Genomic DNA, 26,363 nt, shown 5'->3' on the forward strand with positions numbered 1-26,363 from the left:
ATTAGTTGACCAGTGGGCTGGGTTTCTCTGTCGTCCGTGCAGACTCCATCGCGAGCTGGCTCGCTCCCACAGGGCATCTCACGCATACACGAATCAATGTGGGAGCGAGCCAGCTCGCGAAGGCAGCGACTCGGTGTAGAGCCGTTCAAGATTTGTCGGAGGGGTGATTCATCGGTGGTGGCTGAAGGGGATGGACTTCACGCCCGCGCAACGCAGTTGCCACATAACCGCAGGCACGCCTGGCTCCTGCGTAAATACCGTGCCAGCCCGGCGGTGCCGGCTCGATGGCGGCATGCAACGCCCGCGCATAATCGAGCACCAGGCCGGGCGTCCAGGCCATGGCCTCGGCGCGTTTGCGCACCTGAGCCGCGACCCAGAATTCGGGGCTGATGATGACCCGGGCAAAATCCAGCATGCTCGAATGCCCCCGGTTCATCGCGCCCTCAAGGGCTGCCTCAAGGCTGTGCGCAACGGCACTCGAACAGTTGCGACTGGTGAGGTTGTAGGTGGTGTTCTGCCGATAATCCGCCCAGAACGCATGAAGCCGCGCGGCGTCGTAGTGCGCGAAGCTGACCTGAACCGACGACGGGCACCAGTCGGCCACTTCGCTCGCGTAGTCCGGCAGAAACCGCCCCGCCACATCGTTGTTCGGCGTGGCCCGCAGCAAGCGTACGAAATCCCCCGCCGAGCGATCGATATCGTCCAGCGGGTAATGGCTGATGTAAATGTCCGGCCCACATTCCAGTGCTGCATGGCCGGCGGAAATGACGCCGTTGATATCGACCGCCGCGATGTAACGATTGAGCAACCGATTGCGCACCAGGGTGTCTTCAACGGTGCCGCTGGGTGTCCAGACATGGATCACCATTGCGCCATTATCTGCAGGGGCATGAACCGGAGGAGGCGTCACCGGCGACGGTCTGTTCTTGAATCGCAATGCCTGCTGCAACAAGGCACAGCCCGAAAGAAAGATGCTCATGCCGATGCAGAACGGCACCGTCCCCTTGTAGAGGCTCGGATACGGTTCGAGGATGAACACGCCAAAACCGATCTCGAACAGCGCCACCAGCAGTGACATTCGCCAACCGACAAAGCGCACCACCACCGCAGCCGCCAGTCGAAAACCGCCGTCGAGCAGAAAAGCCGCACCGAACAGCACCGCGAGAATCACGCCGGCAGCGTGCTGTCGGTCGACGATCAGCAGCCCCAGCAGCAGAAACGCCAGACCGCGCGCCTTGCGCAACGCCGCCGCTGTGCCGGTTTTCGGGGCCGGCACCAGCAGAATGATCAGGGCTTCGAGTAACAACAGATAGCCGAACACATGCAGCGGGAAATACAGAACGCCGTCCAGCGCATCGATGAAAATGGCCACGCCGGCCGCGCCCCAGACAACGCCGGTCAATGCCAGTGCTGACCAGCGCCGCCGGACAAAATCGTGACCGAGCAAGACCATACTCAAACGAACCATTGGCGCCCCCGGGGCGTTTCGGGCAGCCGCAAACGGCGCCCTTCAAGCTGCGGTCAGTCTAATACATCCAGAAAAAGCCGGATCGTGCTGACACGATCCGGCCAGGGGAACGCGGGCTAGAAATCCCGCTTGTAGAAGATGTCCAGCGAACTGGCCACGCCGCTGGCGGCTTCGAGGTAGACCTTTTTGCTCAGCTTGTAGCGCAAGGCGATGGTGTTGGCCGGTTCGAACACGCCGACGCCGTAACGCAGACTGAGTTTCTCGGAAATATTGCCGCTGGCCACCACGCTGGTGGTGTTGCCACTGCCTTGGGTGTCGAGCTGGAAGTCCTGAATGCCCAAATCACTGGCCAGACTGCTGGTGACCCCGGAACTGCCCATCAGGCCCAGACCGAGCGCCGCCTGCGCGAGCATGTTGTTGTCTTCGCCGGTGGTGCTCAGCGGACGCCCCAGCACCAGATAGGACAGCGCCTGTTCCTGGCTCATCGCCGGTTCCGAGAAGATCTGCGTAGTCGGCTGCTCGGCGCTGCCGCTCAGGCGAATACCGGCGATCACATCATCGGTCTGGCGAATCGCTTCGATGTCCAGATACGGCTGATCGATCGGCCCGGCGAACAGCAGACGCGCGCGACGTACCGTCAGGCGCTGACCGTAGGCGCGGTATTTGCCGTCGTTGAGCCACAGCTCGCCACGGGTGTCCATGTTGTCGCCGATGTGCACGTGGCCTTGCAGGTTGGCGGTCAGGCCGAATCCGGCGAAGCTCAGCTTGTCCTCACCAACCACAACGTCGATGTCCATCTTCATGGCCATCGGCGGTTTGCCCTCTTCGGTCTGCGCGCCGACGATGATCGTGTCATCGGAGACTTTCACCGTCGATGGCGGCAGTTCGCGCACGGTGATTTCGCCTTTGGGCACCAGCACCTTGCCGGCAATCGCCAGCTCATCGCCGGCCATGGAAATCTTCAGGTCCGGCGCCACTTCAAGCTTGGCGTAGGGTTCGACCGTGACCGGCAATTGCGTGCCCTTGAGCGCCAGATCCACCACCAGCGCCTGACCCCAGGCGATGTTGCCGTTCAGACTGCCCTGCCCGCTCTTGCCGCTTTTCCAGCCGCCGTTCAATTGCACGGCTTCGCCGGCGATCACCGCTTGCAGTTGCAGCGCCTGCAACTCCAGCGGCAATCCCGGGCCGGACACTTCGCCGTCGCTGAGCTGCACCGTGCCGTTGACCAGCGGCGCGAGCAGCCCGCCGGAAATCGTGCCGCTGCCGTTCAGGCGCCCGGTGAGTTTCTCGACCATCGGCACAAACGGCCGCGCCACCGACAAGTCCAGTCCGCTGAGGCGGAATGAACCGCTGAGCGGCTTGTTCTTCGGCAGCGGATTGATCTGCGCCTGCACCATCAACTCGCCGAGCTTGCCGCCGACGAAGTTGAGATCAGTGTCGATGCGCTTGGGCGTGAGTTTGCTGGTGAGCTTGAGGGTCTGGTACGGGAAGTCCAGCCACTGATCCTTTTCCTTCATGCGCAAGGTGCCGCCGCTGGCATCCACGCTGATCTGGCCGTTCGGGCCGCTGGCCGGCAGGTCCAGTTGCAGGTCGGCGTTGAGCTTGCCCTGCCAGGTGAAATCCTTCGGCAGCCACTGCGCCAGGCTTTCGATCGGGAACTGCTTGAGGTGATAACGCAGCTTCGGCTCCGGCATCAGGCGCTGGTCTTCACCGCACAGGCTGGCATTGCCGGACATCCAGCAATGGGCGCCGAAGTTGATCTTGCCGTCGGCCAGACGCTCGAGTTTCGCCGGATTTTGCAGCTTCCAGTCCTGACCGCCGGCCTGAATGTCGCCGCTGGCCAGACGCCCGCGCCAGTTGCCTTTGTCCAGATTGCCGTCCAGGCCCAACGCCAGTTTCAGCTTCGGCCCGAGCAGGTCGAGGTTGAGTTTCTGATTTTTGATATCGCCCTGGGCGCTGGCGGTCAGGGTGCCCAGCGACGTATCGCCGGCCTGGATGCCGCTGCCCTTGAGGTCGATTTTCGCCCGTTGCGCGCTGTCGAGGGTGGCGTCGAGGTTGAGGCTTTGCAGGCGATTGTCCTGGAACGCCAGTTGCGAACCTTGCAGGCCGAGCTTGCCCTGCGGCGCCTTGAGCGTGCCGGCGACATCGACCCGACCGTTGATCTGCCCGCGCAGTTGCGGCCAGAGCTGGGCCAGACGCGCCAGTTTGATGTCGATCTGCCCGGTGAGCTTCTGTTGCAGGCTACCCTTGCCGTTGATGCTGTTGTCGCCGAGGCGGATTTGCAGGGCATTCAGATTCCACTGCTCGCCGGCGCCGTCAGCCTTGGCTTGCAGGATCGCCGGTTGGCCGCGCAGTTTGCCTTTCAGATCGAGATCGGCATTCAGGCTCAGGCGTTCGTTCTTCATTTCGCCTTTGCTTTTCAACGGACCGGCCAGGGTGCCCGGCAACTCCGCAACCCAGTACGCCGGGTTGAGCGCCGACAGTTCCAGCGCGGTGTCCCAGGCAATGCCATCGGCGAACTGCACGTTCACATGGCCTTCGGCCTTGCCCTGCCCGGCTTCGAGTTTCAGTTGCGGCAGGAAAATCTGCTTGAGATTGCCGCTGAACGGACTGCTCAGGCTGAACGCCCCCGCTGGCCCATCTGCGGCGGCGGCGAAGTTACCGAGGTACTGACCGTCGGTGTAGGAGACTTCGCCCGTGAAGGTACGCAACGTGACCTGCGGCTCGTCGATCTCCGGATAGAGCCGGTGCCACGGAAAATCCAGCCAGTTGATATTGGCCTGGGCGCTGAGGCCTTTGCTCCAGTCAACATTGCCGGTCAGCTTGAGGCTTTGCTTGTCGTTGGCTGTCAGGTCGAGGCCGGCAATCTGCGCACCCTTGGCGTCGACCTTGCCTTTGAGCAGCAACGCCACCGGGCCTTTTTCGGCAGGCAGTGTCGCATTGCCGAGGAGTTGGTAACCGTTTTTCAGGTCGCCTTCGCCGGTCAATACCAGTTGATTGAATTGCAGCGTGTCCGGCAGATCCGCACTCGGCTTGAACGCCTCCGAGGTGATCCGCACTTTGGCCGGCAGGTTTTCCGCCAACGGTTGCAGATCGCCGCTCAACTGGCCGTCGAGGTAACCACGGCTGTCGGCGTGCAGGTTTAGGGTCTTGAGCAGATCGCCGTCGACTTTGAGTGCCAGCGTCCATGGGCCGGTGCCCGGAGATGGCAGGGTCAGATCGCCGGCGATGTTCAGCGGCCAGTTGCCGGTCGGTTGCAGCAGGCCGGACAGATTCAGGCTCAGGTCGTCGCGTTGCAGTTTCACACTGTCGATCTGCATGCCCTTGGCGGTCCAGTGCGCCGCCAGTTGCAGGCCTTTCAACTCTTCACTGCCGTTGAACAACAGGCTGCCGACCTGCACGTCGCCCAGCTCGATGGCCACGGGCAATTGCAGATCAGGAAGTTTGATCGGGCCGCTTTCGGTGACTTCTTCGCTCGGCGGGAATTGCAGGCTGACGGTATCGGCCTTGAGCTGTTCGATGCACAGGGTCATTCGCGTCAGGCACAGCGGCGACCATTCGAAGATCGGTTTGCTCAGTTCGACGCGACTGCTGTCCTGCTGCCACAGCAGATGATCGGCGCTCCACTGCCCGCCGAGGCGACCCTGGAAATTGTCGACGCTCAGGCCCGGCACCAGACCCAGCACCCAACGGCTGCCGGCCTGCGTTCCGAGCACAGCGGTGATGCTCAATACAATCAGCAGCACCAGCGACAACAGCACCAGCGCCGAAATTTTCAAACCACGCTTCACAGCTCAGGCCCCATGGAAAAGTGCAGGCGGATGCCGCCATCGTCGTCCAGCGCGTGGGCCAGGTCGAGGCGGATCGGCCCCACCGGCGAGACCCAGCGCACACCGATACCGACCCCGGTCTTGAGGTTCGGCAGTTCGAGTTTATTGAAGGAGTTGCCCTGATCGACGAAGGTCGCGACGCGCCACTTCTCGGCAATCGAATATTGATATTCGACGCTGCCGGCCACCATGTAGCGCCCGCCGATGCGGTCGCCCTCGGAGTTTTCCGGGGACAGGCTCTGATAGTCGTAACCACGCACGCTCTGATCGCCACCGGCGAAGAAGCGCAGCGACGGCGGCACCGATTTGTAGCCGTTGGTGGCGCTGCCGCCGACCTGCACGCGACCGAGCAGACGGTGCTTGTCGAATACGGTGGTCAGGCCTTTGACCAGCGCTGTGCCGTAAACCAGGTTGTTGTCCGAGCCGAGGCCTTCTTTCGCCACCTTGCTTTCGAAGGTCAGGCGATAGCCGTTGTGCGGGTCGATGCGGTTGTCGCTCTTGAGGTAGGAATAGCTGACGCCGGGCATCAGCAAGGTGCTCAGACCGGAGTCGTCGCCGAGCTGGTATTCCTCGCGCTGCCATTTCAGCGAGATCACCCGCTGCCAGCCGCTCGGCAATTTGCTGTGCCATTCAGGGCCGAAGGTCAGTAGCTTGCTCAGGGTGTCGGAACCGTCAATGTCCTCGTATTGATAACCGCCGGCCCAGCGCAGTTTGTCGGTCAGCGGCGGGTCCAGCGGGATGTCATAGAACAGGCCGACGTTTTGCCGTGGCGCCGAGAGTTCGGCCTCCCAGCCATAACTGTCGCCTTGCGGGTTGACCCAATGGCGAGTCCAGTTGGCCTTGATTCGCGGGCCGACGTCGGTGGAGTAACCGAGGCCCAGGCCCATGGTGCGTGGCTTGCGGGTGTCGAGCTTGACGTCCACCGGGATCACGTCGTTTTTTGCGGCGGTCGGTGCGGCGTCGACCCGCACGCCTTCGAAATAGCCGCTCGATTGCAGGTCTCGGTTGAGTTCGGCGATCAGCTCGGAGTCATACGGCTCGCCGGCCTTGAACGGCACCATGCGTTGCAGCAGGTCTTCGTCGAACGGTGTGTCGCCTTCAAAACTGACTTTGCCCAGCGCATAACGCGGGCCGCTTTCGTAGATCAATTCGACATCGGCGACCCCGGCGCGGGGATCGACCATCAATTTCTGACTGGTGAAACGTCCACTGAAGAAGCCATAGCGCGACGCCTGGTTCTGAATCAGGCGCTTGGCGTCTTCGTAACGCCCATGGTTGAGCACCGCGCCGGGTTTGAGCACGTCACTTTTCGGGACTCGAAAGGATTTGAGAGAGGCCGCCGGGCCGTCAACACGCACGGTCACGTTGCGCAGGCGAATCGGCTCGCCGGGATCGATGTTCAGCACCAGACGCGGTTTTTCGCCGCCCTTGACGTCACTTTCGATCTGCGGCTGGTAATAACCCAAGGCCTGGGCGGCTTTGCGCGCCTGTTCTTCGGCGCCGCGACTGAAGCGCTGCAAGGCTTCTTCGTCACGATCGCCGAGGCTGCCGATATAGCCTTCTATATTGGCTTTCAGTTCATCGTTGGACGGTTTGATCCGCACATCCAATTCACTTTGCGCCAGCGCCGCGCAGCTGGTTAACAGCATGAGCACGCCACTGGTAAATCTTCCTGGAAACTTCATAGGCGCGGATGCTATCACGGGCTTGGGAGCGTGATAGAACAGGAAATTTCCCAAAAAGTTCGACGGTTATCCCGTTGCAGTTTGTAACACCTGCGGGTTGGCGTGGAAAAACACGTGCTCGCGCACCGGGCCGACGGCCACTTCGCCGATCTCCTCGTAACCCTGACGCTTGTAGAACTCCAGGTAACGCGGATTGCCGGTGTCGAGGATCACGCCTTGGGAGCTTTCGTCCACTGCGCACCAGTTGTGCACCGCTTGCAGCAGCTGTTCGCCGAAATGCTTGCCCTGAAATTGCGGATGCACGCCGAGCAGCGGCAGCATGTGAACCGAGTCGGTCGGCACGCAGGCCTCGACGGCGGCGTGGTATTCCAGATAGCGCCGGGTACAACGAAAACCGGTGCTCAGCACCATGCGCAAACGCCAGGCCCAGCTCTCGGTAACACCCAGGCGCCGTTGCGGTGGCGCGATCAGGGCGATGCCGATCAGGCGGTCGTTGACCAACAGGCCGATGGCCGGCAGATCCTGCAGGAAATGCTGTTTGACCAGTTCCCGCACCGTGGCACGCACCCGTTGTTCGTAACCCGGGCGCTCAGCCTCGAACAGATAAGCGAAGGTCGGCTCGTGACGGTAAGCCTGATACAGCAAGGATCGCGCTTCACGGGAATAGCCGCGGTCGAGCATGTGGATGTCGGCGATGGCGGTCGAGGTTTCAGGCATGACGGTGATTCTCCCTGGACGGGACTCAACAGGCCCCGTTCTTGTTATACGAGCCTTGGGCTGAAGGGATCGTTCCCACACCCGAAAGACATTAGCAGCGCATATGGACTACCGCCACGCTGGCCCAGATCCTACATGTCAGCTAGCATCGCCCTTTTGCCAGGACTGCCGACCATGAAGATCGTTTCCTTCAACATCAACGGACTGCGGGCCCGTCCGCATCAGCTGGCGGCGCTGATCGAAAAGCATCAGCCGGACGTCATCGGCCTGCAGGAAACCAAGGTCCACGACGACCAGTTCCCGCTGGAAGAAGTGCGGGCCCTGGGTTATCACGTGTATTTCCACGGCCAGAAAGGCCATTACGGTGTCGCCCTGCTCTCGCGCCAGGAGCCGATTGCCATTCATAAAGGTTTTGCCACCGATGAAGAAGACGCGCAGCGGCGCTTTATCTGGGGCACTTTCGCCGACGCCAACGGCGTTCCGGTGACGATCATGAACGGCTATTTCCCACAGGGCGAAAGCCGCGACCACCCGACCAAATTCCCGGCCAAGCAGCGTTTCTACAGCGATCTGCAAGCGCTGCTGGAAAGCCAGTTCCACAATGAACAACCGCTGGTGGTGATGGGCGACGTCAACATCTCCCCGGAAGACTGCGACATCGGCATCGGCCCGGACAACATGAAGCGCTGGCTGAAAACCGGTAAATGCAGCTTCCTGCCGGAAGAGCGCGAGTGGATGGCCCGCCTGAAAAACTGGGGCCTGACCGACAGCTACCGTCACCTGAACCCGGATGTGACCGACATGTTCAGCTGGTTCGACTACCGCAGCCGCGGGTTTGAAGACGAGCCGAAGCGCGGTCTGCGCATCGATGTGATTCTGGCATCCCACGGTTTGCTGCCACGGGTGAAGGCTGCCGGCGTCGACTATGAACTGCGCGGGATGGAAAAGCCTTCGGATCATGCGCCGATCTGGCTGGAATTGAGCTGATACCGCAATCACCTCAAATCGCTGTGGGAGTTCGCTCCCACAGTTTGAGCGCTGTCATTTTTCAGAAACGTCTTTGACTTAATCTCCCCGGCAATCCCCTTGGCTGCAATCGGTGCCGGCATGACCCTGCGTGTTCTGTTCGTCTTTCTCCTGAGCGCCTGGCTGCAGGTTGGGTTTGCGGCGTTGCCCATTCCCGAGAACGGCCCGGTATTGCGCATCCAGGGTTCCAACACCATCGGCGCGGCGCTCGGCCCGGCGCTGGTTGAAGGCCTGCTTCAAGATCAGGGACTGTTGAAAGTCCACAGCGAAACCCCGGACACCGCCAACGAACAACGGGTCGTCGGTCTGACGGCCCAAGGCCAAAGAGTCGTCGTGGAGATCGCCGCCCACGGTTCGAGCACCGGTTTCACTGCACTCAAGAACGCCAGCGCCGATCTGGCCGCCTCGTCGCGACCGATCAAGGACAGCGAACTGCTGAACCTGCAAGGCCGGGGCGATCTGAAAAGCCCCGACGCCGAGCAAATCATCGCCATCGATGGCCTTGCAATCATCCTCCATCCCGACAATCCGCTGAATCAACTGAACACCGAACAACTGGCGCGAATCTTCAGCGGCGAGGCGAAGACGTGGGAAGACATCGGCGGCAAGGGTGGGACGATTCATTTATATGCGCGGGATGATCAGTCCGGCACCTACGACACCTTCAAGGAACTTGTCCTCAGCCGTCGTGGGAAATCCCTGAGCAATGCCGCGAAACGGTTTGAATCCAGCGAGCAGTTGTCCGACGCCGTCAGTGCCGATCCGCAGGCCATCGGTTTCATCGGCCTGCCGTATGTGCGTCAGGCCAAGGCCGTGGCGATTGTCGACGGGCAATCCCAGGCGATGCTGCCACTCGCCAGCCTGATCGCCACCGAAGACTATCCGCTGTCGCGGCGGCTGTTCTTCTATCTGCCGCCCGACAGCAACAATCCGTGGGCCAAGGCCTTGGTGGAGTTTGCGCAGAGCCGTCGGGGTCAGGTAATTGTCGCGGCCAACGGTTTTATCGCCCAGACCGTGCAGGCCATCGCCGTCACGCCGAATGCGCTGATGCCCGAGGGTTATCAATCCCTCAGCCGCCACGCCCAGCGTCTGACGGTGAACTTCCGTTTCGAAGAAGGCAGCGCCAGCCTCGACAACAAGGCCCGCCAGGATCTGGCTCGGGTGTTCGACTATATAAAGCACCACGACAAGACCGACCGCGCGGTAACACTGGTGGGATTCGGCGACGCCAAGGACGACCCGGCGCGGGCGGATTTGCTGTCGAAGCTGCGGGCGATGGCGGTACGGCGGGAACTGGTGAAGAACGGCGTGGTATTGCGCGAAGTGCGCGGGTTTGGCGCGCTGATGCCGGTGGCGACCAACAGCGGGGATGAAGGCAGGATCAAGAATCGGCGGGTTGAGGTTTGGGTTTACTGAGTTCGAACCACTGATCGTTCCCACGCTCTGCGTGGTAACGCAGCCATGGACGCGGAGCGTCCACTGTGACGCGGAGCGTCACGGTATGCATTCCCACGCAGAGCGTGGGAACGATCACCGCGATCAGCGCCTTGCGTGGGAAGGATCAGGAGTGAAGTGCTGGATCAGCGCTCGCTACGCAGCATTTCCTTCGGCACATATTTGCCGATCTCGAACTTGCCGATCGCCGCGCGGTGCACTTCGTCCGGGCCGTCGGCCAGGCGCAGGGTGCGTTGCATGGCGTACATGTAGGCCAGCGGGAAATCGTTCGACACCCCTGCCCCGCCATGGATCTGGATCGCCCGGTCGATCACCCGCAACGCGACGTTCGGTGCGACGACCTTGATCTGCGCGATCTCGCTCTTGGCGACTTTGTTACCCACGGTGTCCATCATGTACGCCGCTTTCAGGGTCAACAGGCGTGCCATGTCGATTTCCATCCGCGAGTCGGCGATCTTGTCGACGTTACCGCCCAGACGCGCCAGCGGTTTGCCGAATGCAGTACGGCTCACTGAACGTTTGCACATCAGTTCCAGTGCGCGCTCGGCCATGCCGATCGAACGCATGCAGTGGTGAATCCGGCCCGGGCCGAGACGACCTTGAGCGATTTCGAAGCCGCGTCCTTCACCGAGCAGAACGTTTTCGTACGGCACTCGTACGTTGTCGAACAGCACTTCGGCGTGACCGTGGGGTGCGTCGTCGTAACCGAACACCGGCAGCGGACGGACGATCTTCACACCGGGGGTGTCGACCGGCACCAGGATCATCGAGTGCTGGGCGTGGCGCGGCGCGTCGGGGTTGCTCAAGCCCATGAAGATCAGGATCTTGCAGCGTGGATCGCAGGCGCCGGAGGTCCACCATTTCTTGCCGTTGATGACCCACTCGTCGCCATCGCGCACGGCACGGGCGGCCATGTTGGTGGCGTCGGAGGACGCGACGTCCGGCTCGGTCATGGCAAACGCCGAGCGAATCTCGCCGCGCAGCAGCGGTTCGAGCCAGCGCTGTTTCTGTTCTTCGTTGGCGTAACGCACCAGCACTTCCATGTTGCCGGTGTCCGGTGCCGAGCAGTTGAACGGCTCGGGACCGAGCAGCGAACGGCCCATGATTTCTGCCAAAGGTGCGTATTCGAGGTTGGTCAGGCCGGCGCCGAGCTCTGACTCAGGCAGAAACAAATTCCACAGCCCTTCGGCTTTTGCCTTGGCCTTGAGCTCTTCCATGATAGCCGTCGGCTGCCAGCGATCGCCCTCGGCAACCTGCCGTTCGAACACGGCTTCGGCCGGGTAAACGTAAGTGTCCATGAACGCGGTCACGCGCTCACGCAGTTCTTGCACCTTGGGCGAATAAGCGAAATCCATGAGCAATTACCTTTTTTCGGCAGGTTGTTTAAGTCATGCAATCGATGCTAGAACAGCGTTGATAATTTACCTAGCCTATTCTCGGCGTGTATAAACATTCATCACCGATATATGATTGGTTGATTTTCCGGGCAGCCCTGACCTGTACCCTCCACCTATAACAAGAGAGCCGCGTAATGAATCTGAGCAAGGTCGACCTCAACCTTTTCATCGTCTTCGACGCGATCTACACCGAAGCCAACCTGACCCGCGCCGGGCAGATTGTCGGCATTACCCAGCCTGCGGTGTCCAACGCCTTGGCGCGGTTGCGCGAGACCTTCAACGACCCGCTCTTCGTCCGCACCGCCCAGGGCATGGTGCCGACGCCCATGGCGCAGAACATCATCGGCCCGGTGCGCAACGCACTGTCGCTGCTGCGGGTATCGGTTCAGGAAAGCCGCATTTTCAACCCCGCGCAAGCGGTCAAGACTTACCGCATCAGCATGACCGACCTGACCGAAGCGGTGATTCTGCCGCCACTGTTCCAGCGTCTGCGTCGCCTGGCGCCGACGGTGATCATCGAAAGCTTCCTGTCCAAACGCCGGGAAACCACCAAGGAACTGGCCGCCGGGCGCCTCGATTTCGCCGTGGACGCGCCGCTCAACACCGACCCACAGGTGCGCCACGTCAAGCTGATGGAAGACCGTTACGTCTGCGCCATGCGCAAGGGTCATCCGCTGGCGACCAAGGAAAAATTCACCCTCGACGATTACCTGTCGCTGACCCACATTCATATTTCCAGCCGTCGCAGTGGCCTGGGCCATGTCGATCTGGCGCTGGGCAAAATGGGCATCCAGCGCAAGATCGCCCTGCGCTCGCAGCACTACTTGATGGCGTCCCAGGTGTTGCAGCAGACCGACATGGTGATGACCGTGCCGGAGCGTTTCGCCCGCCGCCATGACCTGCATGCGTTCAATCTGCCGGTCAACGATGTACCGCCGGTGGAAACCCATTTGTACTGGCACGAAAGCACCGATCAGGACCCGGCCAACCGCTGGATGCGCGAGCAGATGATCGAGTTGTGCCAGCAAGTGACAGCGCACGAGAAGAAGCTCGACAAGCTGCAGGCGCCCGCTACTTGACGTAAACGTCAACCTGCCATTAGCTTAGCGCCAAGACCCTTCTTCGAGCGCTTTCATGAGCAGCCAGACCTACAGCATTTCCGACCTCGCCCGCGAGCTGGACATCACCACCCGGGCGATCCGCTTTTATGAAGAACAAGGCCTGCTCAGCCCTGAGCGCCGAGGCCAGGAACGCATCTATTCGCCGCGCGACAAGGTCAGCCTGAAGCTGATCCTGCGGGGCAAGCGCATCGGTTTTTCCCTGGCCGAGTGCCGTGAACTGATCGAGCTCTACGACCCTTCCAGCGGTAACACCAAACAACTCAACAGCATGCTGGCGAAAATCAGCGAACGCCGGGAACAGCTCGAGCAGCAATTGCTGGACATCGAACAGATGAAGCTGGAGCTCGACACCGCCGAAGAACGCTGCGTGCAGGCGCTGGAGCAGACGCTCAAGAGTCAGCAATCAGTTCAGTAACCTAAATAAATCCCAATGTGGGAGCGGGCTTGCTCGCGAAAGCGGTGTTTCAGAAACAGATTTGTCGGCTGACACTCCGCTTTCGCGAGCAAGCCCGCTCCCACAAAGGTTCCGCAGGAATTCAAAGAGCAGGTCAACGCCATGTCCCTCCCCTCCCAAGTACGCCTGATCGAAGTCGGCCCGCGTGACGGCCTGCAGAACGAAGCCCAGCCCATCAGCGTCGCCGACAAGGTGCAACTGGTCGACGCGCTGAGTGCCGCCGGCCTCGGCTATATAGAAGTCGGCAGTTTCGTTTCGCCCAAGTGGGTGCCGCAGATGGCCGGTTCCGCCGACGTATTCGCGCAAATCCAGCGCAAGCCCGGCGTGACCTACGGCGCACTGGCGCCGAACCTGCGCGGCTTTGAAGATGCGCTGGCCGCCGGGGTTAAGGAAGTCGCGGTGTTTGCCGCCGCGTCCGAAGCGTTCTCACAGCGCAACATCAATTGCTCGATCAGCGAAAGCCTCGCGCGGTTCGCGCCGATCATGGAATCGGCGAAACAGCACGGCGTTACCGTGCGCGGTTACGTTTCCTGCGTACTGGGTTGCCCTTATGAAGGCGAGGTCGCCCCGGAACAGGTGGCGATGGTGGCCCGCGAGCTGTACGCGATGGGCTGCTATGAAGTGTCGCTGGGTGACACCATCGGCACCGGCACCGCGGGCGCCACACGCCGGCTGTTCGAAGTGGTGTCGAAGCAGGTGCCGCGAGAGAAACTCGCCGGCCACTTTCACGACACCTACGGCCAGGCCATGGCCAATATCTACGCCAGCCTGCTGGAAGGCATCGCGGTGTTCGACAGCTCGATCGCCGGCCTCGGCGGCTGCCCGTACGCCAAGGGCGCCAGCGGTAACGTCGCGACCGAAGACGTGGTGTACCTGCTCAACGGCCTGGGCATCGAGACCGGCATAGACCTCGACGCCTTGATTGCCGCCGGCCAGCAGATCAGTGCGGTGCTGGGTCGCCCGACCGGTTCGCGCGTGGCCAAGGCTCGCAGCGCACAGTGAGGGGATGGTGTTACCGCCGAGCGCGAAACGTGGGCACAAGCGAGTAACACGGAAACAAATTGTCTGGTTTTGCCTGAAGGAAAAATCCTTCAAAAATCTCAAACCCTTGATTTACAAGGGTTTTGAAAAGTTGGCACGGCTTCTGCTATCTCTATGGCATAACAAGAATAAAAAGCAGCAAACCAATAAAAATAAGACGTACCGACTCTGACATAACAAAAACAACACGGCAGAGACGCAGCTAACAGATTTTTTTGGAGAAGGTGTGCTTTTCAGGGTATTCCTCGGAATGACCCGCAACCGGGCAGAGAACAATAAAACTACCTTCAGGTAGCTCCCGAATCGGTTGGATCGCTAGATGAGAAAGCAGATCAGCGCTCAAAAAAATACGTTTGCTCTTGACCCCGGATGGGGGTCGCCAAAAACAGCGGTAAAGGGCCACGGTTGCCAAAAACAACAACAGACCGCCCCTCAATAATAAAAAAGAGCACGCGACGACAAAATTAAAGGGGAGCTTCGGCTCCCCTTTGTGCTGTCTGGCTTTCCGAAATCCCGCAGGACACTGTGGGAGCCAAGCCCCCACAGATCTGCTCCTCAACCCTCGTTACTGCGCAACTCCTCAATACTGATCTCGCGCATGCGGAATTTCTGGATCTTGCCCGTTACCGTCATCGGAAACTCCTCGACGAACTTGAAGTAACGCGGCGTCTTGAAGTGGGCGATACGCTCCTTGCACCACGCTTGCAGTTCTTGTTCGGTGGCGCTGTGGCCGGGATGGAATTTGATCCAGGCGACGATTTCCTCGCCGTAACGCGAGCAGGGAATGCCGATCACCTGCACGTCCGCCACCGCTGGATGAGTGAAGAAGAACTCTTCCAGTTCACGCGGGTAAATGTTCTCGCCGCCACGGATGATCATGTCCTTGTTGCGGCCGGCGATGCACACGTAACCCTCGTCGTTCATGCTCGCCAGGTCGCCGGTGTGCATCCAGCCTGCCGCGTCGATAGCTTCGGCGGTGGCATTCGGGTTGTTCCAGTAACCGAGCATCACGCTGTAGCCACGGGTGCACAGTTCGCCGATGGTACCGCGTGGCACCGGGTTGCCGGCCTCGTCGATGATTTTGCTTTCGAGTTGCGGCTGGGTACGTCCGACGGTGGTGACGCGCAGTTCCAGTTCGTCAGATGGGCCGGTCTGCAGGGACACAGGGCTGGTTTCGGTCATGCCGTAGGCGATCTGCACTTCGCTCATGTGCATTTCGTTGATGACCCGGCGCATCACTTCGATCGGGCAAGTCGCCCCGGCCATGATCCCGGTGCGCAGGGTCGACAGGTCGAACTCGGCACGCTGCGGCTGATCGAGCATGGCGATGAACATGGTCGGCACGCCGTACAGCGCGGTGGCCTTTTCTTCGGCGACGGTGCTCAGAGTCAGCAGCGGATCGAAGGCATCGTTGGGATAAATCATGGTGCTGCCGTGGGTGATGCAGCCGAGGTTGCCCATGACCATGCCGAAGCAGTGATACAGCGGCACCGGGATCACCAGCCGATCAGCAGCGGTCAGGCCGAGGCTTTCGCCGACCATGTAACCGTTGTTGAGGATGTTGTAGTGACTGAGGGTTGCGCCCTTGGGGAAACCGGTGGTGCCGGAGGTGTACTGGATGTTGACCGGTTGATCGAAGTGCAGGCTGTCGCTGCGCTCACGCAATTGTTCTGGAGAGACACTGGCGGCCAGATCTGCCAGTTGCGACCACGGGAGAAAACCCGAAGGCGGCTGTGAATCGAGGCTGATCAGGCCACGCAACTCCGGCAGGCGCTCACTGCGCAGTTCGCCGATGGATTGCTCGGCCAGTTCCGGCAGCAAGCCTTGCAACATGCCGTGATAGTTGGAGCTCTTGAACGCTCCCGCACAGACCAGCCATTGGCAACCGGATTGCTTGAGTACGTATTCGAGCTCGGAGCTGCGGTAGGCCGGGTTGATGTTGACCAGGATCACGCCGAGCTTCGCGGTGGCGAATTGAGTGATGCACCACTGCGCGCAGTTCGGCGCCCAGATGCCGAGCCGGTCACCGGCCTGCAAACCCAACGCCAGCAGGGCCCTGGCGTGAACATCCACTGCGTCGGCCAGTTGCCGCCAGGTGTAACGCAGCTGCTGATGGCGCACCACCAGCGCCTCGCCGTCCGGGTACTGCGCGACGGTCTCGTCGAACTTCTGCCCGATGGTCATCGCCAGCAAGGCTTTGTCCTGGGAACCGCGGGTGTAGCTGCGCTGCGGGTTTGCACTGGGTTGATCCATGACGACCCCTATTGTCTTTATTAGTGGGTGTTGGAACGGAGCCATATGAGCTCCGACCATTCAGAACTGGCTCTACTCTCGCTCAAGTTGACGTTAACGTAAAGGGTGATTGACAGCCATTCGTCACAGGCTTACGTTAACGTAAAGGTGAGAACTGAAACGCCCTTCTCCCCACCCTACAAAAAAGCCAAAAGGTGCCCCATGAGCTACCCATCCCTGAACTTTGCCCTCGGCGAAACCATCGACATGCTGCGCGATCAGGTTCAGTCCTTCGTCGCCAAGGAGATCGCCCCGCGTGCCGCGCAGATCGACAGCGACAACCTGTTCCCGGCCGATCTGTGGCGCAAGTTCGGTGACATGGGCCTGCTCGGGATCACCGTGCCGGAAGAGTACGGCGGTGCCGGCCTGGGTTACCTGGCGCACGTCGTGGCGATGGAAGAAATCAGCCGCGGCTCGGCTTCCGTGGCGTTGTCCTACGGCGCTCACTCCAATCTCTGCGTCAACCAGATCAACCGCAACGGCAACCACGAACAGAAAACCAAATACCTGCCGAAGCTGATCAGCGGCGAGCACGTTGGCGCTCTGGCGATGAGCGAGCCGAACGCCGGTTCCGACGTGGTCTCGATGAAACTGCGCGCCGATAAGCGCGGCGATCGCTACGTTCTCAACGGCAGCAAGACCTGGATCACCAACGGCCCCGACGCCAACACCTACGTGATCTACGCCAAGACCGACCTGGAAAAAGGTCCTCACGGCATCACCGCGTTCATCGTCGAACGTGACTGGAAAGGCTTCAGCCGCAGCAACAAGTTCGACAAGCTCGGCATGCGCGGCTCCAACACCTGCGAGCTGTTCTTCGATGACGTCGAAGTACCAGAAGAAAACATCCTCGGCGTGCTCAACGGCGGTGTGAAAGTGCTGATGAGCGGCCTCGATTACGAGCGCGTCGTGCTGTCCGGTGGCCCGACCGGAATCATGCAGTCGTGCATGGACCTGATCGTGCCGTACATCCACGACCGCAAGCAGTTCGGCCAGAGCATCGGCGAATTCCAGCTGATCCAAGGCAAAGTCGCCGACATGTACACCCAACTCAACGCCAGCCGCGCCTACCTCTACGCCGTGGCCCAGGCCTGCGAGCGCAACGAGACCACGCGCAAGGACGCCGCCGGCGTGATCCTCTACACCGCCGAACGCGCCACGCAAATGGCCCTGGACGCGATCCAGATTCTCGGCGGCAACGGCTACATCAACGAATTCCCGGCTGGCCGTCTGCTGCGTGACGCCAAGCTGTACGAAATCGGCGCCGGCACCAGTGAGATCCGTCGCATGCTGATCGGTCGCGAACTGTTCAACGAAACCCGCTAAACGGAGCTGTCCATGGCTATCCTGCATACCCAGCTCAACCCCCGTTCAGCGGAGTTTGCTGCCAACAGCGCGGCGATGCTCACACAGGTCGACGCCCTGCACACTCTGCTCGCCCAAGTGGCCCAGGGCGGCGGCGCGAAAGCTCAGGAACGTCACACCTCGCGCGGCAAACTGCTGCCACGTGAGCGGATCAACCGCTTGCTCGATCCGGGCTCGCCGTTTCTGGAAATCAGTCAGTTGGCCGCCCACGCCGTGTACAGCGAAGACGTGCCGGCCGCTGGCGTGATTGCCGGGATCGGTCGGGTGGAAGGCGTCGAGTGCATGATCGTCGCCAACGACGCGACCGTGAAAGGCGGCTCGTACTACCCGCTGACCGTGAAGAAACACCTGCGCGCCCAGACCATTGCCCAGCAAAACCGTCTGCCATGCATTTATCTGGTGGACTCGGGCGGCGCCAACCTGCCGCGTCAGGATGAAGTGTTCCCGGATCGCGAGCACTTCGGGCGAATCTTCTTCAATCAGGCAAACATGAGCGCCATGGGCATTCCGCAGATTGCCGTGGTCATGGGCTCCTGCACTGCCGGCGGCGCCTACGTGCCGGCGATGGCTGACGAAGCGATCATGGTGCGCAATCAGGCGACGATTTTCCTCGCCGGCCCGCCGCTGGTGAAAGCCGCGACCGGTGAAGTGGTCAGCGCCGAAGACCTCGGCGGGGCCGATGTGCATTGCAAGACTTCCGGGGTTGCCGACCATTACGCCGAAAGCGACGAGCACGCCCTGGCCCTCGCCCGCCGCAGTGTCGCCAACCTCAACTGGCGAAAGCTCGGCGAAGTGCAGCAGCGCGCGCCGATTGCGCCGCTGTACGCCAGCGATGAGTTGTACGGCGTGGTGTCGGCGGACGCCAAGCAGCCGTTCGATGTGCGCGAAGTAATTGCTCGGCTGGTCGACGGTTCGGTGTTCGATGAATTCAAAGCCTTGTTCGGCACCACGCTGGTGTGCGGATTCGCCCACCTGCACGGCTACCCGATCGCGATCCTCGCCAACAACGGTATCCTGTTCGCCGAAGCCGCGCAAAAAGGCGCGCACTTCATCGAACTGGCCTGCCAGCGCGGGATTCCGCTGCTGTTCCTGCAGAACATCACCGGCTTCATGGTCGGCCAGAAATACGAGGCCGGCGGCATCGCCAAGCACGGCGCGAAACTCGTGACCGCCGTTGCCTGCGCCAAGGTGCCGAAATTCACCGTCATCATCGGCGGCAGCTTCGGCGCCGGTAACTACGGCATGTGCGGGCGGGCCTACGATCCGCGCTTCCTGTGGATGTGGCCGAACGCGCGGATCGGCGTGATGGGCGCCGAACAGGCGGCCGGCGTGCTGGTTCAGGTCAAGCGCGAGCAGGCCGAACGCAGCGGCCAGGCGTTCAGCGCCGAGCAGGAAAGCGAGATCAAGCAACCGATTCTCGACCAGTACGAAGAGCAGGGTCACCCCTACTATTCCAGCGCACGGCTGTGGGACGACGGCGTCATCGACCCGGCGCAGACCCGCGATGTGCTGGCCCTGGCCTTGTCCGCGTCGTTGAACGCGCCTATCGAACCGAGCCGCTTCGGCGTGTTCCGGATGTGATCGGGAGAACCTCATGAGCGACTTCAACACCCTCGAACTGCAGAGCGATCCACGGGGTTTCGCAACCCTGTGGCTGAGCCGCGAAGAAAAGAACAACGCGTTCAACGCCGAGATGATCCGCGAACTGATCCTGGCGCTGGACAAGGTCGCCAGCGACGCCAGCCTGCGTTTCCTGCTGGTGCGCGGACGTGGCAAACACTTCAGCGCCGGCGCGGATTTGGCCTGGATGCAGCAATCGGCCGAACTCGATTACCACACCAACCTCGACGACGCCCGGGAACTGGCGGAGCTGATGTACAACCTCGCCAAGCTGAAGATCCCGACCGTGGCCGTGGTGCAAGGCGCGGCGTTCGGCGGCGCGCTGGGCCTGATCAGTTGCTGCGACATGGCGATTGGCGCCGATGACGCGCAGTTCTGCCTGTCGGAAGTGCGCATCGGTCTTGCGCCGGCGGTGATCAGCCCGTTCGTGGTGCAAGCCATCGGCGAGCGCGCGGCACGGCGTTATGCGCTGACGGCCGAACGTTTCGGCGGGCAGCGGGCGCGGGAAATCGGTTTGTTGTCCGAAAGCTATCCGGCGACTGAACTGGAGCAGAAAGTCGAGCAATGGATCGACAACCTGCTGCTCAACAGCCCCGCCGCCATGCGCGCCAGCAAGGATCTGCTGCGTGAAGTCGGCAACGGCGCGCTGACGCCGGCCCTGCGCCGTTACACCGAAAACGCCATCGCCCGCATCCGTGTCAGCCCGGAAGGCCAGGAAGGCTTGCGGGCCTTCCTGCAGAAACGCCCGCCGAGCTGGCAAGCCGCAACCACCACCAAGGAGCCGCGTTGATGAGCGCACCTGTTCTCACCACCCTGCTGGTGGCCAACCGTGGCGAAATCGCTTGCCGGGTCATGCGTACCGCCAAAGCCTTGGGCCTGACCACCGTTGCTGTGCACAGCGCCACCGACCGCGAGGCGCGGCACAGCCGTGAAGCGGATATCCGCGTCGATCTGGGCGGCAGCAAAGCGGCCGACAGTTATCTGCAAATCGACAAACTGATCGCAGCGGCCAAGGCCAGTGGCGCTCAGGCGATTCACCCGGGTTATGGTTTTCTGTCGGAGAACGCCGGGTTTGCCCGCGCCATCGAAGCGGCGGGCTTGATTTTCCTCGGCCCGCCCGCCTCGGCCATCGATGCGATGGGCAGCAAATCCGCCGCCAAAGCATTGATGGAAACTGCCGGCGTACCGCTGGTGCCGGGTTATCACGGCGAAGCCCAGGATCTGGACACCTTCCGTGACGCGTGCGAGCGAATCGGTTATCCGGTGCTGCTCAAGGCCACGGCCGGCGGTGGCGGTAAAGGCATGAAGGTGGTTGAAGATGTCAGCCAATTAGCTGAAGCGTTGGCATCCGCCCAGCGTGAAGCGCAGTCGTCGTTCGGCGATTCGCGGATGCTGGTGGAGAAATACCTGCTGAAGCCGCGCCACGTGGAAATCCAGGTGTTTGCCGATCAGCATGGCAATTGCCTGTACCTGAACGAGCGCGACTGCTCGATTCAGCGCCGGCACCAGAAGGTCGTTGAAGAAGCTCCGGCTCCGGGCTTGAGTCCGGAATTGCGTCGTGCGATGGGTGAAGCGGCGGTGCGTTCGGCGCAGGCCATCGGTTACGTCGGCGCCGGCACGGTGGAGTTTCTGCTGGATGCGCGTGGCGAGTTTTTCTTCATGGAGATGAACACGCGGTTGCAGGTCGAACACCCGGTCACCGAAGCCATCACCGGGCTTGATCTAGTGGCCTGGCAGATTCGAGTCGCCCGTGGCGAAGCGCTGCCGATCACACAGGATCAAGTGCCGCTGAACGGGCATGCAATTGAGGTGCGGTTGTATGCAGAAGATCCGTCGAATGATTTCCTGCCGGCGACCGGGCGCCTCGATCTGTACCGCGAATCCGCCGCAGGGCCGGGGCGCCGTGTGGACAGCGGCGTTGAGGAAGGCGATGAGATCTCGCCGTTCTATGACCCGATGCTCGGCAAGCTGATTGCCTGGGGCGAGGATCGTGAGCAGGCGCGTTTGCGGTTGTTGAGCATGCTCGATGAGTTTGCGATTGGCGGGTTGAAGACCAACATCAACTTCCTGCGACGGATCATCGGTCATCCGGCGTTTGCGGCAGCCGAGCTGGATACCGGGTTTATTCCGCGCTATCAGGAGCAACTGTTGCCAGCGCCTGCTGCGCTAAGTGATGAGTTCTGGGAGGCGGCGGCGCAGGCTTTTGCGCAGAGTCTGCCGGGGATGACTCGGGCGGATGATCCGGCTTCGCCTTGGGCGCTGCACAGCGGTTTGCGCGCTGGGTTGCCACGTGAGATCACTCTGCATCTGAGCTGCGAGGGACAAGACCGGGCGTTGACACTCGGTGCTGGCGGCGATGCAAAACTGATCGGCGAACAACTGGTGGTCGAGCACGATGGGCTGCGCCGACAGCTGCGAGCAATTCGTCGTGGAGAGGTTCTGTTTCTGCAATGGGACGGCGAGTTGCGACGCGTTGAAACGTACGACCCGATCAGCGCTGTCGAAGCCAGTCACATCCATCAGGGCGGTCTGACGGCGCCGATGAACGGCAGCATCGTTCGAGTGTTGGTGGAGGCCGGGCAATCGGTTGAGGCCGGCGCTCAATTGGTGGTGCTGGAAGCGATGAAGATGGAGCACAGCATCCGCGCGCCCCACGCCGGGGTGATCAAGGCGCTGTATTGCCAGGAAGGCGAAATGGTCAGCGAAGGCAGCGCACTGGTCGAACTGGAAGAAGCGTGAAAGGTGGATCGATCCTACGCCTGGCGAGGATCGATCTGACTAGTATTTGGCCGTGGCCTGAACCACGACACCGATAATTCGGCACTCGTCGGTCAACAAGGCTTTCGGCCAGGTCGGATTGAGCGGCACCAGGTAACGCTGGCCGCCCTCTTCGATCAGTTTGCGGAAAATCGCCTCGTCGCTGTCCGGCCACTGGGCGATCACCAGTTTTCCGGGCTCGGCTTCCAGCGCCGGGTCCACCAGAATCATCATTCCCTCACCGATGCTCTGCCCCGTGGGCGCGGTCATCGCATTCCCCATCACGGTGAGCCAGAACGCGGGGCCACGGGCGTGGTAGTCCGTCAGTTCGAAACGTCGCTTGTCCTTGGCACTCGAATACGCTGGCTGACTCTCACGGGCCTCGACCGGCGCATTCCACTCGCTGACCGGATAGCGAAAGTAAGGGTTGTACTTCTGCGCGAGAGGCATTTCGTCATCCGCATCGATCTGCGGTTCACGAATCACCACCGCGACCTCGAGATACTCCATGCCCAGCGCTTTCAGCACGCGGTTCATCTGCGTGATGCCGGGCTCGCGACGCTTGTTCAGCCAATGGCCGATACCGCCCTGAGACATGCCGACGCGCTCGCCGAGCTCGACTTGAGTGACGTTGAGTTCACTCATTTTGGCCTTGACCAACTCAATCCATTTATCCATGTGCGGCACCATACGTGGACGCCTGCGGCCGGCAAAACACATATTGTAGTATTTAAATTCTGGTCACAAATACTGATAGTACTATGCTTGAGTCACGGATTTGAATCGACCAAGGAGTGACCTTTCACCATGAATATCACCAGCAAAGACTTGCCCGACCTGCAAATGGACACCACCTTCACGTCCCCGCAAGGGTGCGCCGCTGCGCAACGGGCGTTGGACTATTACTTGAAACCAGCTGTGTCAGAACCGGAAGTGGATGAGCGCTTTTTCGGTGTGAACAGCAACCTGAGTGGCGAAGAATCCCTGGTCCACGCCTCCGATCTGCTGCGATGTGCAGCGGCTACGGCGTTCAAGGCGGCGGACGGCTTGCAGGGCGTGAGTCGGGATCTGGCGTTTTCGGTCGTGCACATGGTGGACATGGCGCGTGCGATGGTCGATCACTCGCTCGATGGCGCGGTTCGCTGAAGACGGGAGTTCGGACGGACGGGAAAGAATTTTCCAATCGCGCAGATAAAAACATTTGACTTGCAAATGATAATGATTATTATTGCAAGCAGCTGGTCGCGAGATCAGTCGATGGACCAGAGACCTTAGGTCGGTCTTCTGGACTATCTCCTCATCAGGCTAATCACGGTTTTTGACCCGGCTTTTTGCCGGGTCTTTTTTTTGCCAGTTTTCTGGCTTGTGGCTTCAGGCTAATGAAGTCTTTGGATGCCGCAAATTCGATGGCGCGGATAATATCAAAAGAATATTGCTTGGCAAGCAGACCCCGGCCACATTGGGGCAAAGTAATGCCAATTAGCACTTGAGAATCAATCGCACAGCCACTAAGCTGCATCCGCGTCATGGAGGACGCCCCCCGCCGCAACCCGCAATTTCCCTCGGTTTCACCCCTGTCTTGCGTGTAAAGTAGCCGCCATAAAAATCATATTCAGGAACCGATTATGACCGTGGCCAAATCTTCGTTCGACATCAGCGCCAACTTCGACAGCGGCAACATCCAAGTCATCGACATCAGCAATCCGCTCAACCCGGTTCTGGCAATTCGGCCAGATACCCGCAGCGCTCATTTCCAGTGGTTCCACTTCAAGGCCAGCGGCCTGCATGTTCATCAGGAACACTGGTTCCGTTTGGTCAACGCCAGCCAATCCTCCTACAACAAGGCCTGGACCGGCTATCAGGCGGTCGCTTCCTACGACCACGTCAACTGGTTCCGCATTCCAACCCAATTCGAAGGCGACAGCCTGCGCTTCTGCCTCGAAGCCGAGCAGACCCACGCCTGGTTCGCCTACTTCGAACCCTACAGCCGTGGCCGTCATGACTGGCTGATCGAGCAAGCGCTGACCAAGGCCGGCACCGAACTGCTGGCCACCGGCAAAAGCGTCGAAGGCCGCGACATCCAGCTGCTGCGCAAAGGCACCGGCGCCCAAGGTCGCCGCAAGATCTGGATCATCGCCCAGCAACATCCCGGCGAGCACATGGCCGAATGGTTCATGGAAGGCGTGATCGAACGCCTGGAACATCATGACGATCCGGTGTTGAACAAACTGCTGGCCAGCGCCGATCTGTACCTGGTGCCGAACATGAACCCGGACGGCGCCTTCCACGGTCATCTGCGCACCAACGCCATGGGCCAGGATCTGAACCGCGCCTGGCAGAACGCCAGTCAGGAAGTCAGCCCGGAAGTGCTTTTCGTACAGCAGCAGATGGAAAAGTACGGCGTCGATCTGTTCCTCGACGTACACGGCGACGAAGAAATTCCCCACGTGTTCACCGCCGGTTGCGAAGGCAATCCGGGTTACACCCCGCGCCTGGAGAAGCTCGAAGAGCACTTCCGCAGCCACCTGAAGCACACCACCAAAGACTTCCAGACCAAGTACGGCTACACCCGTGACGAACCGGGCCAGGCCAACATGACCCTAGCCTGCAACAGCGTCGGCCAGAAGTTCGATTGCCTGTCGCTGACCCTGGAAATGCCGTTCAAGGATCACGATGACGCGCCGAACCCGCTCACCGGCTGGTCGGGCAAACGCTCCAAGCAACTGGGCAAAGACGTGCTGACCACCATCGCGGACATGGTCGACACCCTGCGCTGATCGCCCCTGATTTTCGCTTCACGAAAGATCGCAGCCTGTCTGCGATCTTTTTTTTTGCGCCGACTTTTATCCAATCAGGTTGCAAATCAAAACTAGATTACTTACCATCAATCACGTTTCAACTTGAAACCTGAAAGGATCCGGGACATGAAAACTGCAACACTCGATAAAGGTGTCGTGCTGCTTTTCGCCATCGCTTGCGGCCTCGCGGTGGGCAACGTGTATTACGCCCAGCCGCTGCTGGATGCGATGGCCGACGCTTTCGGCCTGTCGCCGGGCAGCATCGGCATCGTCATGACCTTGACCCAAGTCGGCTACGGCCTCGGGCTGTTATTGCTCGTGCCCCTCGGCGACTTGCTCAACCGCCGACGGTTGATCGTCACGCAAACGCTGTTGTCCGCCGCAGCCTTGCTGATGATCGCCTTGGCCTCGAACAGTGCCTGGCTGCTGATCGGCGTCACCCTGACCGGTCTGCTCGCCGTGGTCACCCAGGTGCTGGTCGCCTACGCCGCGACTCTGGCCGTCCCGGCGCAACGCGGAAAGGTTGTGGGCGTGATCACAAGCGGCATCGTCGTCGGCATTCTGCTCGCACGCACGGTGGCGGGCGGCATGGCCGATCTGGCCGGCTGGCGCTCGATCTATCTGCTGTCGGCGGGGTTGACGCTGGTGATGGCCGCGCTGCTGTTTCGGGTGTTGCCCAAAGATGAAGACGCACGACCGAGCACGCGTTACGTGGCACTGATCGCCTCAGTGTTCAGTCTGTTTCGTGAGGAACCGGTGCTGCGCCAACGAGCAATCCTCGCCCTGCTGACCTTCGCCAGCGCCATGGTGCTGTGGACGCCGATGGTGTTGCCGCTGGCCGCCCCGCCGCTGTCGCTTTCCCACAGTGAAATCGGATTGTTCGGACTCGCTGGCGCGGCAGGCGCACTGGCCGCTGCCAGAGCCGGGCATCTGGCGGATCGAGGATGGGGACAATGGGTCAGCGGCCTGTCGCTGCTGCTGATGCTGGGCTCGTGGCTGCCAATCGCACTTACCCAAACTTCGTTATGGGCACTGCTGCTTGGCGTCATCACCCTGGATCTGGGCTTGCAGGCCGTGCACGTTACCAGCCAGAGCATGATCTACAGCGTCCGCCCGGAGGCGCAGAGCCGACTGACCGCCGGCTACATGCTGTTTTACTCGATTGGCAGCGCCTTGGGCTCAATCGCCTCGACGGCCATGTACGCCTGGGCAGGATGGCCGGGCGTGTGCTGGCTGGGTGCAGCAATCAACATGGTCGCGTTGCTGTACTGGTGGCGAACGCTGGCCACACCGAAACGTGGCGAGGCTGCTTGCGCCCTCGCCACGTCGGACTGACA

General features: G+C 61.0%; 20 protein-coding genes. 12 read left to right on the forward strand and 8 right to left on the reverse strand.

Annotation, left to right across the window (positions count from 1 at the left end; translation table 11 throughout):
• Positions 1-145: 145 nt before the first annotated feature.
• From ABTV87_RS18540 to ABTV87_RS18555, 4 genes are all read right to left on the reverse strand, one after another.
• Positions 146-1,468 (reverse strand): hypothetical protein, encoded by a 1,323-nt coding sequence (locus ABTV87_RS18540; protein WP_433898092.1) that lies wholly within the window; start codon positions 1,466-1,468, stop codon positions 146-148.
• A 116-nt stretch (positions 1,469-1,584) separates the two neighbouring features.
• Positions 1,585-5,259 (reverse strand): translocation/assembly module TamB domain-containing protein, encoded by a 3,675-nt coding sequence (locus ABTV87_RS18545; RefSeq protein ID WP_433898093.1) that lies wholly within the window; start codon positions 5,257-5,259, stop codon positions 1,585-1,587.
• Entirely contained in the window at positions 5,256-6,983 is a 1,728-nt protein-coding gene (locus ABTV87_RS18550; protein ID WP_039767489.1) for an autotransporter assembly complex protein TamA, read from the reverse strand. The genes ABTV87_RS18545 and ABTV87_RS18550 overlap by 4 nt, the downstream gene beginning before the upstream one ends.
• A gap of 66 nt (positions 6,984-7,049) precedes the next feature.
• Entirely contained in the window at positions 7,050-7,700 is a 651-nt protein-coding gene (locus ABTV87_RS18555) for a GNAT family N-acetyltransferase (protein ID WP_085732178.1), read from the reverse strand.
• 174 nt (positions 7,701-7,874) lie between these two features.
• Here ABTV87_RS18555 and xthA point away from each other — a divergent pair, with 174 nt between their 5' ends.
• Both xthA and ABTV87_RS18565 read left to right on the forward strand, forming a co-directional pair.
• Positions 7,875-8,687 carry an exodeoxyribonuclease III gene (xthA, locus tag ABTV87_RS18560; protein ID WP_127798769.1) on the forward strand — a complete coding sequence of 271 codons (813 nt, stop codon included), beginning with the start codon at positions 7,875-7,877 and terminating at the stop codon, positions 8,685-8,687.
• Between the two features lie 120 nt (positions 8,688-8,807).
• Complete coding sequence (locus tag ABTV87_RS18565) at positions 8,808-10,142, forward strand: substrate-binding domain-containing protein (protein WP_433899870.1); 1,335 nt, start codon at positions 8,808-8,810, stop codon at positions 10,140-10,142.
• Between the two features lie 164 nt (positions 10,143-10,306).
• Here the strand turns inward: ABTV87_RS18565 and ABTV87_RS18570 are convergent, their stop codons facing one another.
• Positions 10,307-11,536, reverse strand: a complete 1,230-nt coding sequence (locus tag ABTV87_RS18570) for an acyl-CoA dehydrogenase (protein ID WP_041075051.1) — start codon at positions 11,534-11,536, stop codon at positions 10,307-10,309.
• 176 nt (positions 11,537-11,712) lie between these two features.
• On the opposite strand from ABTV87_RS18570, the gene ABTV87_RS18575 reads away from it, so the two are divergent.
• The 3 genes from ABTV87_RS18575 (at position 11,713) to ABTV87_RS18585 (ending at position 14,155) form a co-directional block, all read left to right on the forward strand.
• A complete protein-coding gene (locus tag ABTV87_RS18575; protein WP_433898094.1) occupies positions 11,713-12,657 on the forward strand; it encodes a LysR family transcriptional regulator in 945 nt (314 codons plus the stop codon).
• Positions 12,658-12,712: 55 nt separating this feature from the next.
• Positions 12,713-13,114, forward strand: a complete 402-nt coding sequence (locus ABTV87_RS18580) for a MerR family transcriptional regulator (RefSeq protein WP_085690041.1) — start codon at positions 12,713-12,715, stop codon at positions 13,112-13,114.
• A gap of 141 nt (positions 13,115-13,255) precedes the next feature.
• A complete protein-coding gene (locus tag ABTV87_RS18585) occupies positions 13,256-14,155 on the forward strand; it encodes a hydroxymethylglutaryl-CoA lyase (RefSeq protein WP_007951509.1) in 900 nt (299 codons plus the stop codon).
• Positions 14,156-14,749: 594 nt separating this feature from the next.
• Here ABTV87_RS18585 and ABTV87_RS18590 read toward each other — a convergent pair.
• Positions 14,750-16,447 carry an AMP-binding protein gene (locus tag ABTV87_RS18590; protein ID WP_085608355.1) on the reverse strand — a complete coding sequence of 566 codons (1,698 nt, stop codon included), beginning with the start codon at positions 16,445-16,447 and terminating at the stop codon, positions 14,750-14,752.
• A 201-nt stretch (positions 16,448-16,648) separates the two neighbouring features.
• On the opposite strand from ABTV87_RS18590, the gene ABTV87_RS18595 reads away from it, so the two are divergent.
• The 4 genes from ABTV87_RS18595 to ABTV87_RS18610 are packed head-to-tail and all read left to right on the forward strand — an operon-like array spanning position 16,649 to position 22,210.
• Positions 16,649-17,812, forward strand: a complete 1,164-nt coding sequence (locus tag ABTV87_RS18595; protein WP_007951514.1) for an isovaleryl-CoA dehydrogenase — start codon at positions 16,649-16,651, stop codon at positions 17,810-17,812.
• A gap of 12 nt (positions 17,813-17,824) precedes the next feature.
• Positions 17,825-19,432, forward strand: a complete 1,608-nt coding sequence (locus ABTV87_RS18600) for a carboxyl transferase domain-containing protein (protein WP_085608354.1) — start codon at positions 17,825-17,827, stop codon at positions 19,430-19,432.
• A 13-nt stretch (positions 19,433-19,445) separates the two neighbouring features.
• On the forward strand, positions 19,446-20,261 hold the full coding sequence (locus ABTV87_RS18605) for a gamma-carboxygeranoyl-CoA hydratase (RefSeq protein ID WP_085712437.1): 816 nt from the start codon (positions 19,446-19,448) through the stop codon (positions 20,259-20,261).
• Positions 20,261-22,210 (forward strand): acetyl/propionyl/methylcrotonyl-CoA carboxylase subunit alpha, encoded by a 1,950-nt coding sequence (locus tag ABTV87_RS18610; RefSeq protein WP_433898095.1) that lies wholly within the window; start codon positions 20,261-20,263, stop codon positions 22,208-22,210. The genes ABTV87_RS18605 and ABTV87_RS18610 overlap by 1 nt, the downstream gene beginning before the upstream one ends.
• Positions 22,211-22,249: 39 nt before the next feature.
• Here ABTV87_RS18610 and ABTV87_RS18615 read toward each other — a convergent pair whose 3' ends face one another.
• The gene (locus ABTV87_RS18615; protein WP_085746264.1) at positions 22,250-22,906 is read right to left on the reverse strand and encodes a LexA family protein; all 657 of its coding nucleotides are present in this window, start codon (positions 22,904-22,906) and stop codon (positions 22,250-22,252) included.
• A 129-nt stretch (positions 22,907-23,035) separates the two neighbouring features.
• Between ABTV87_RS18615 and ABTV87_RS18620 the strand changes: the two genes are divergently transcribed.
• On the forward strand, positions 23,036-23,374 hold the full coding sequence (locus ABTV87_RS18620; RefSeq protein WP_007951520.1) for a DUF6124 family protein: 339 nt from the start codon (positions 23,036-23,038) through the stop codon (positions 23,372-23,374).
• Positions 23,375-23,537: 163 nt separating this feature from the next.
• On the opposite strand, the gene ABTV87_RS18625 is transcribed toward ABTV87_RS18620, so the two are convergent.
• Positions 23,538-23,756 (reverse strand): hypothetical protein, encoded by a 219-nt coding sequence (locus ABTV87_RS18625; RefSeq protein WP_139834507.1) that lies wholly within the window; start codon positions 23,754-23,756, stop codon positions 23,538-23,540.
• A gap of 97 nt (positions 23,757-23,853) precedes the next feature.
• On the opposite strand from ABTV87_RS18625, the gene ABTV87_RS18630 reads away from it, so the two are divergent.
• Together ABTV87_RS18630 and ABTV87_RS18635 are read left to right on the forward strand one after the other, a co-directional pair.
• A complete protein-coding gene (locus tag ABTV87_RS18630) occupies positions 23,854-25,005 on the forward strand; it encodes a M14 family metallopeptidase (RefSeq protein WP_433898096.1) in 1,152 nt (383 codons plus the stop codon).
• Positions 25,006-25,152: 147 nt separating this feature from the next.
• Positions 25,153-26,361, forward strand: coding sequence for an MFS transporter (locus ABTV87_RS18635; protein ID WP_433898097.1), 1,209 nt, complete (start codon positions 25,153-25,155; stop codon positions 26,359-26,361).
• Positions 26,362-26,363 lie beyond the last annotated feature (2 nt).

The sequence above is a fragment of the Pseudomonas sp. PSE1(2024) genome, assembly GCF_050990555.1.
Classification (GTDB): domain Bacteria; phylum Pseudomonadota; class Gammaproteobacteria; order Pseudomonadales; family Pseudomonadaceae; genus Aquipseudomonas; species Aquipseudomonas aphyarum.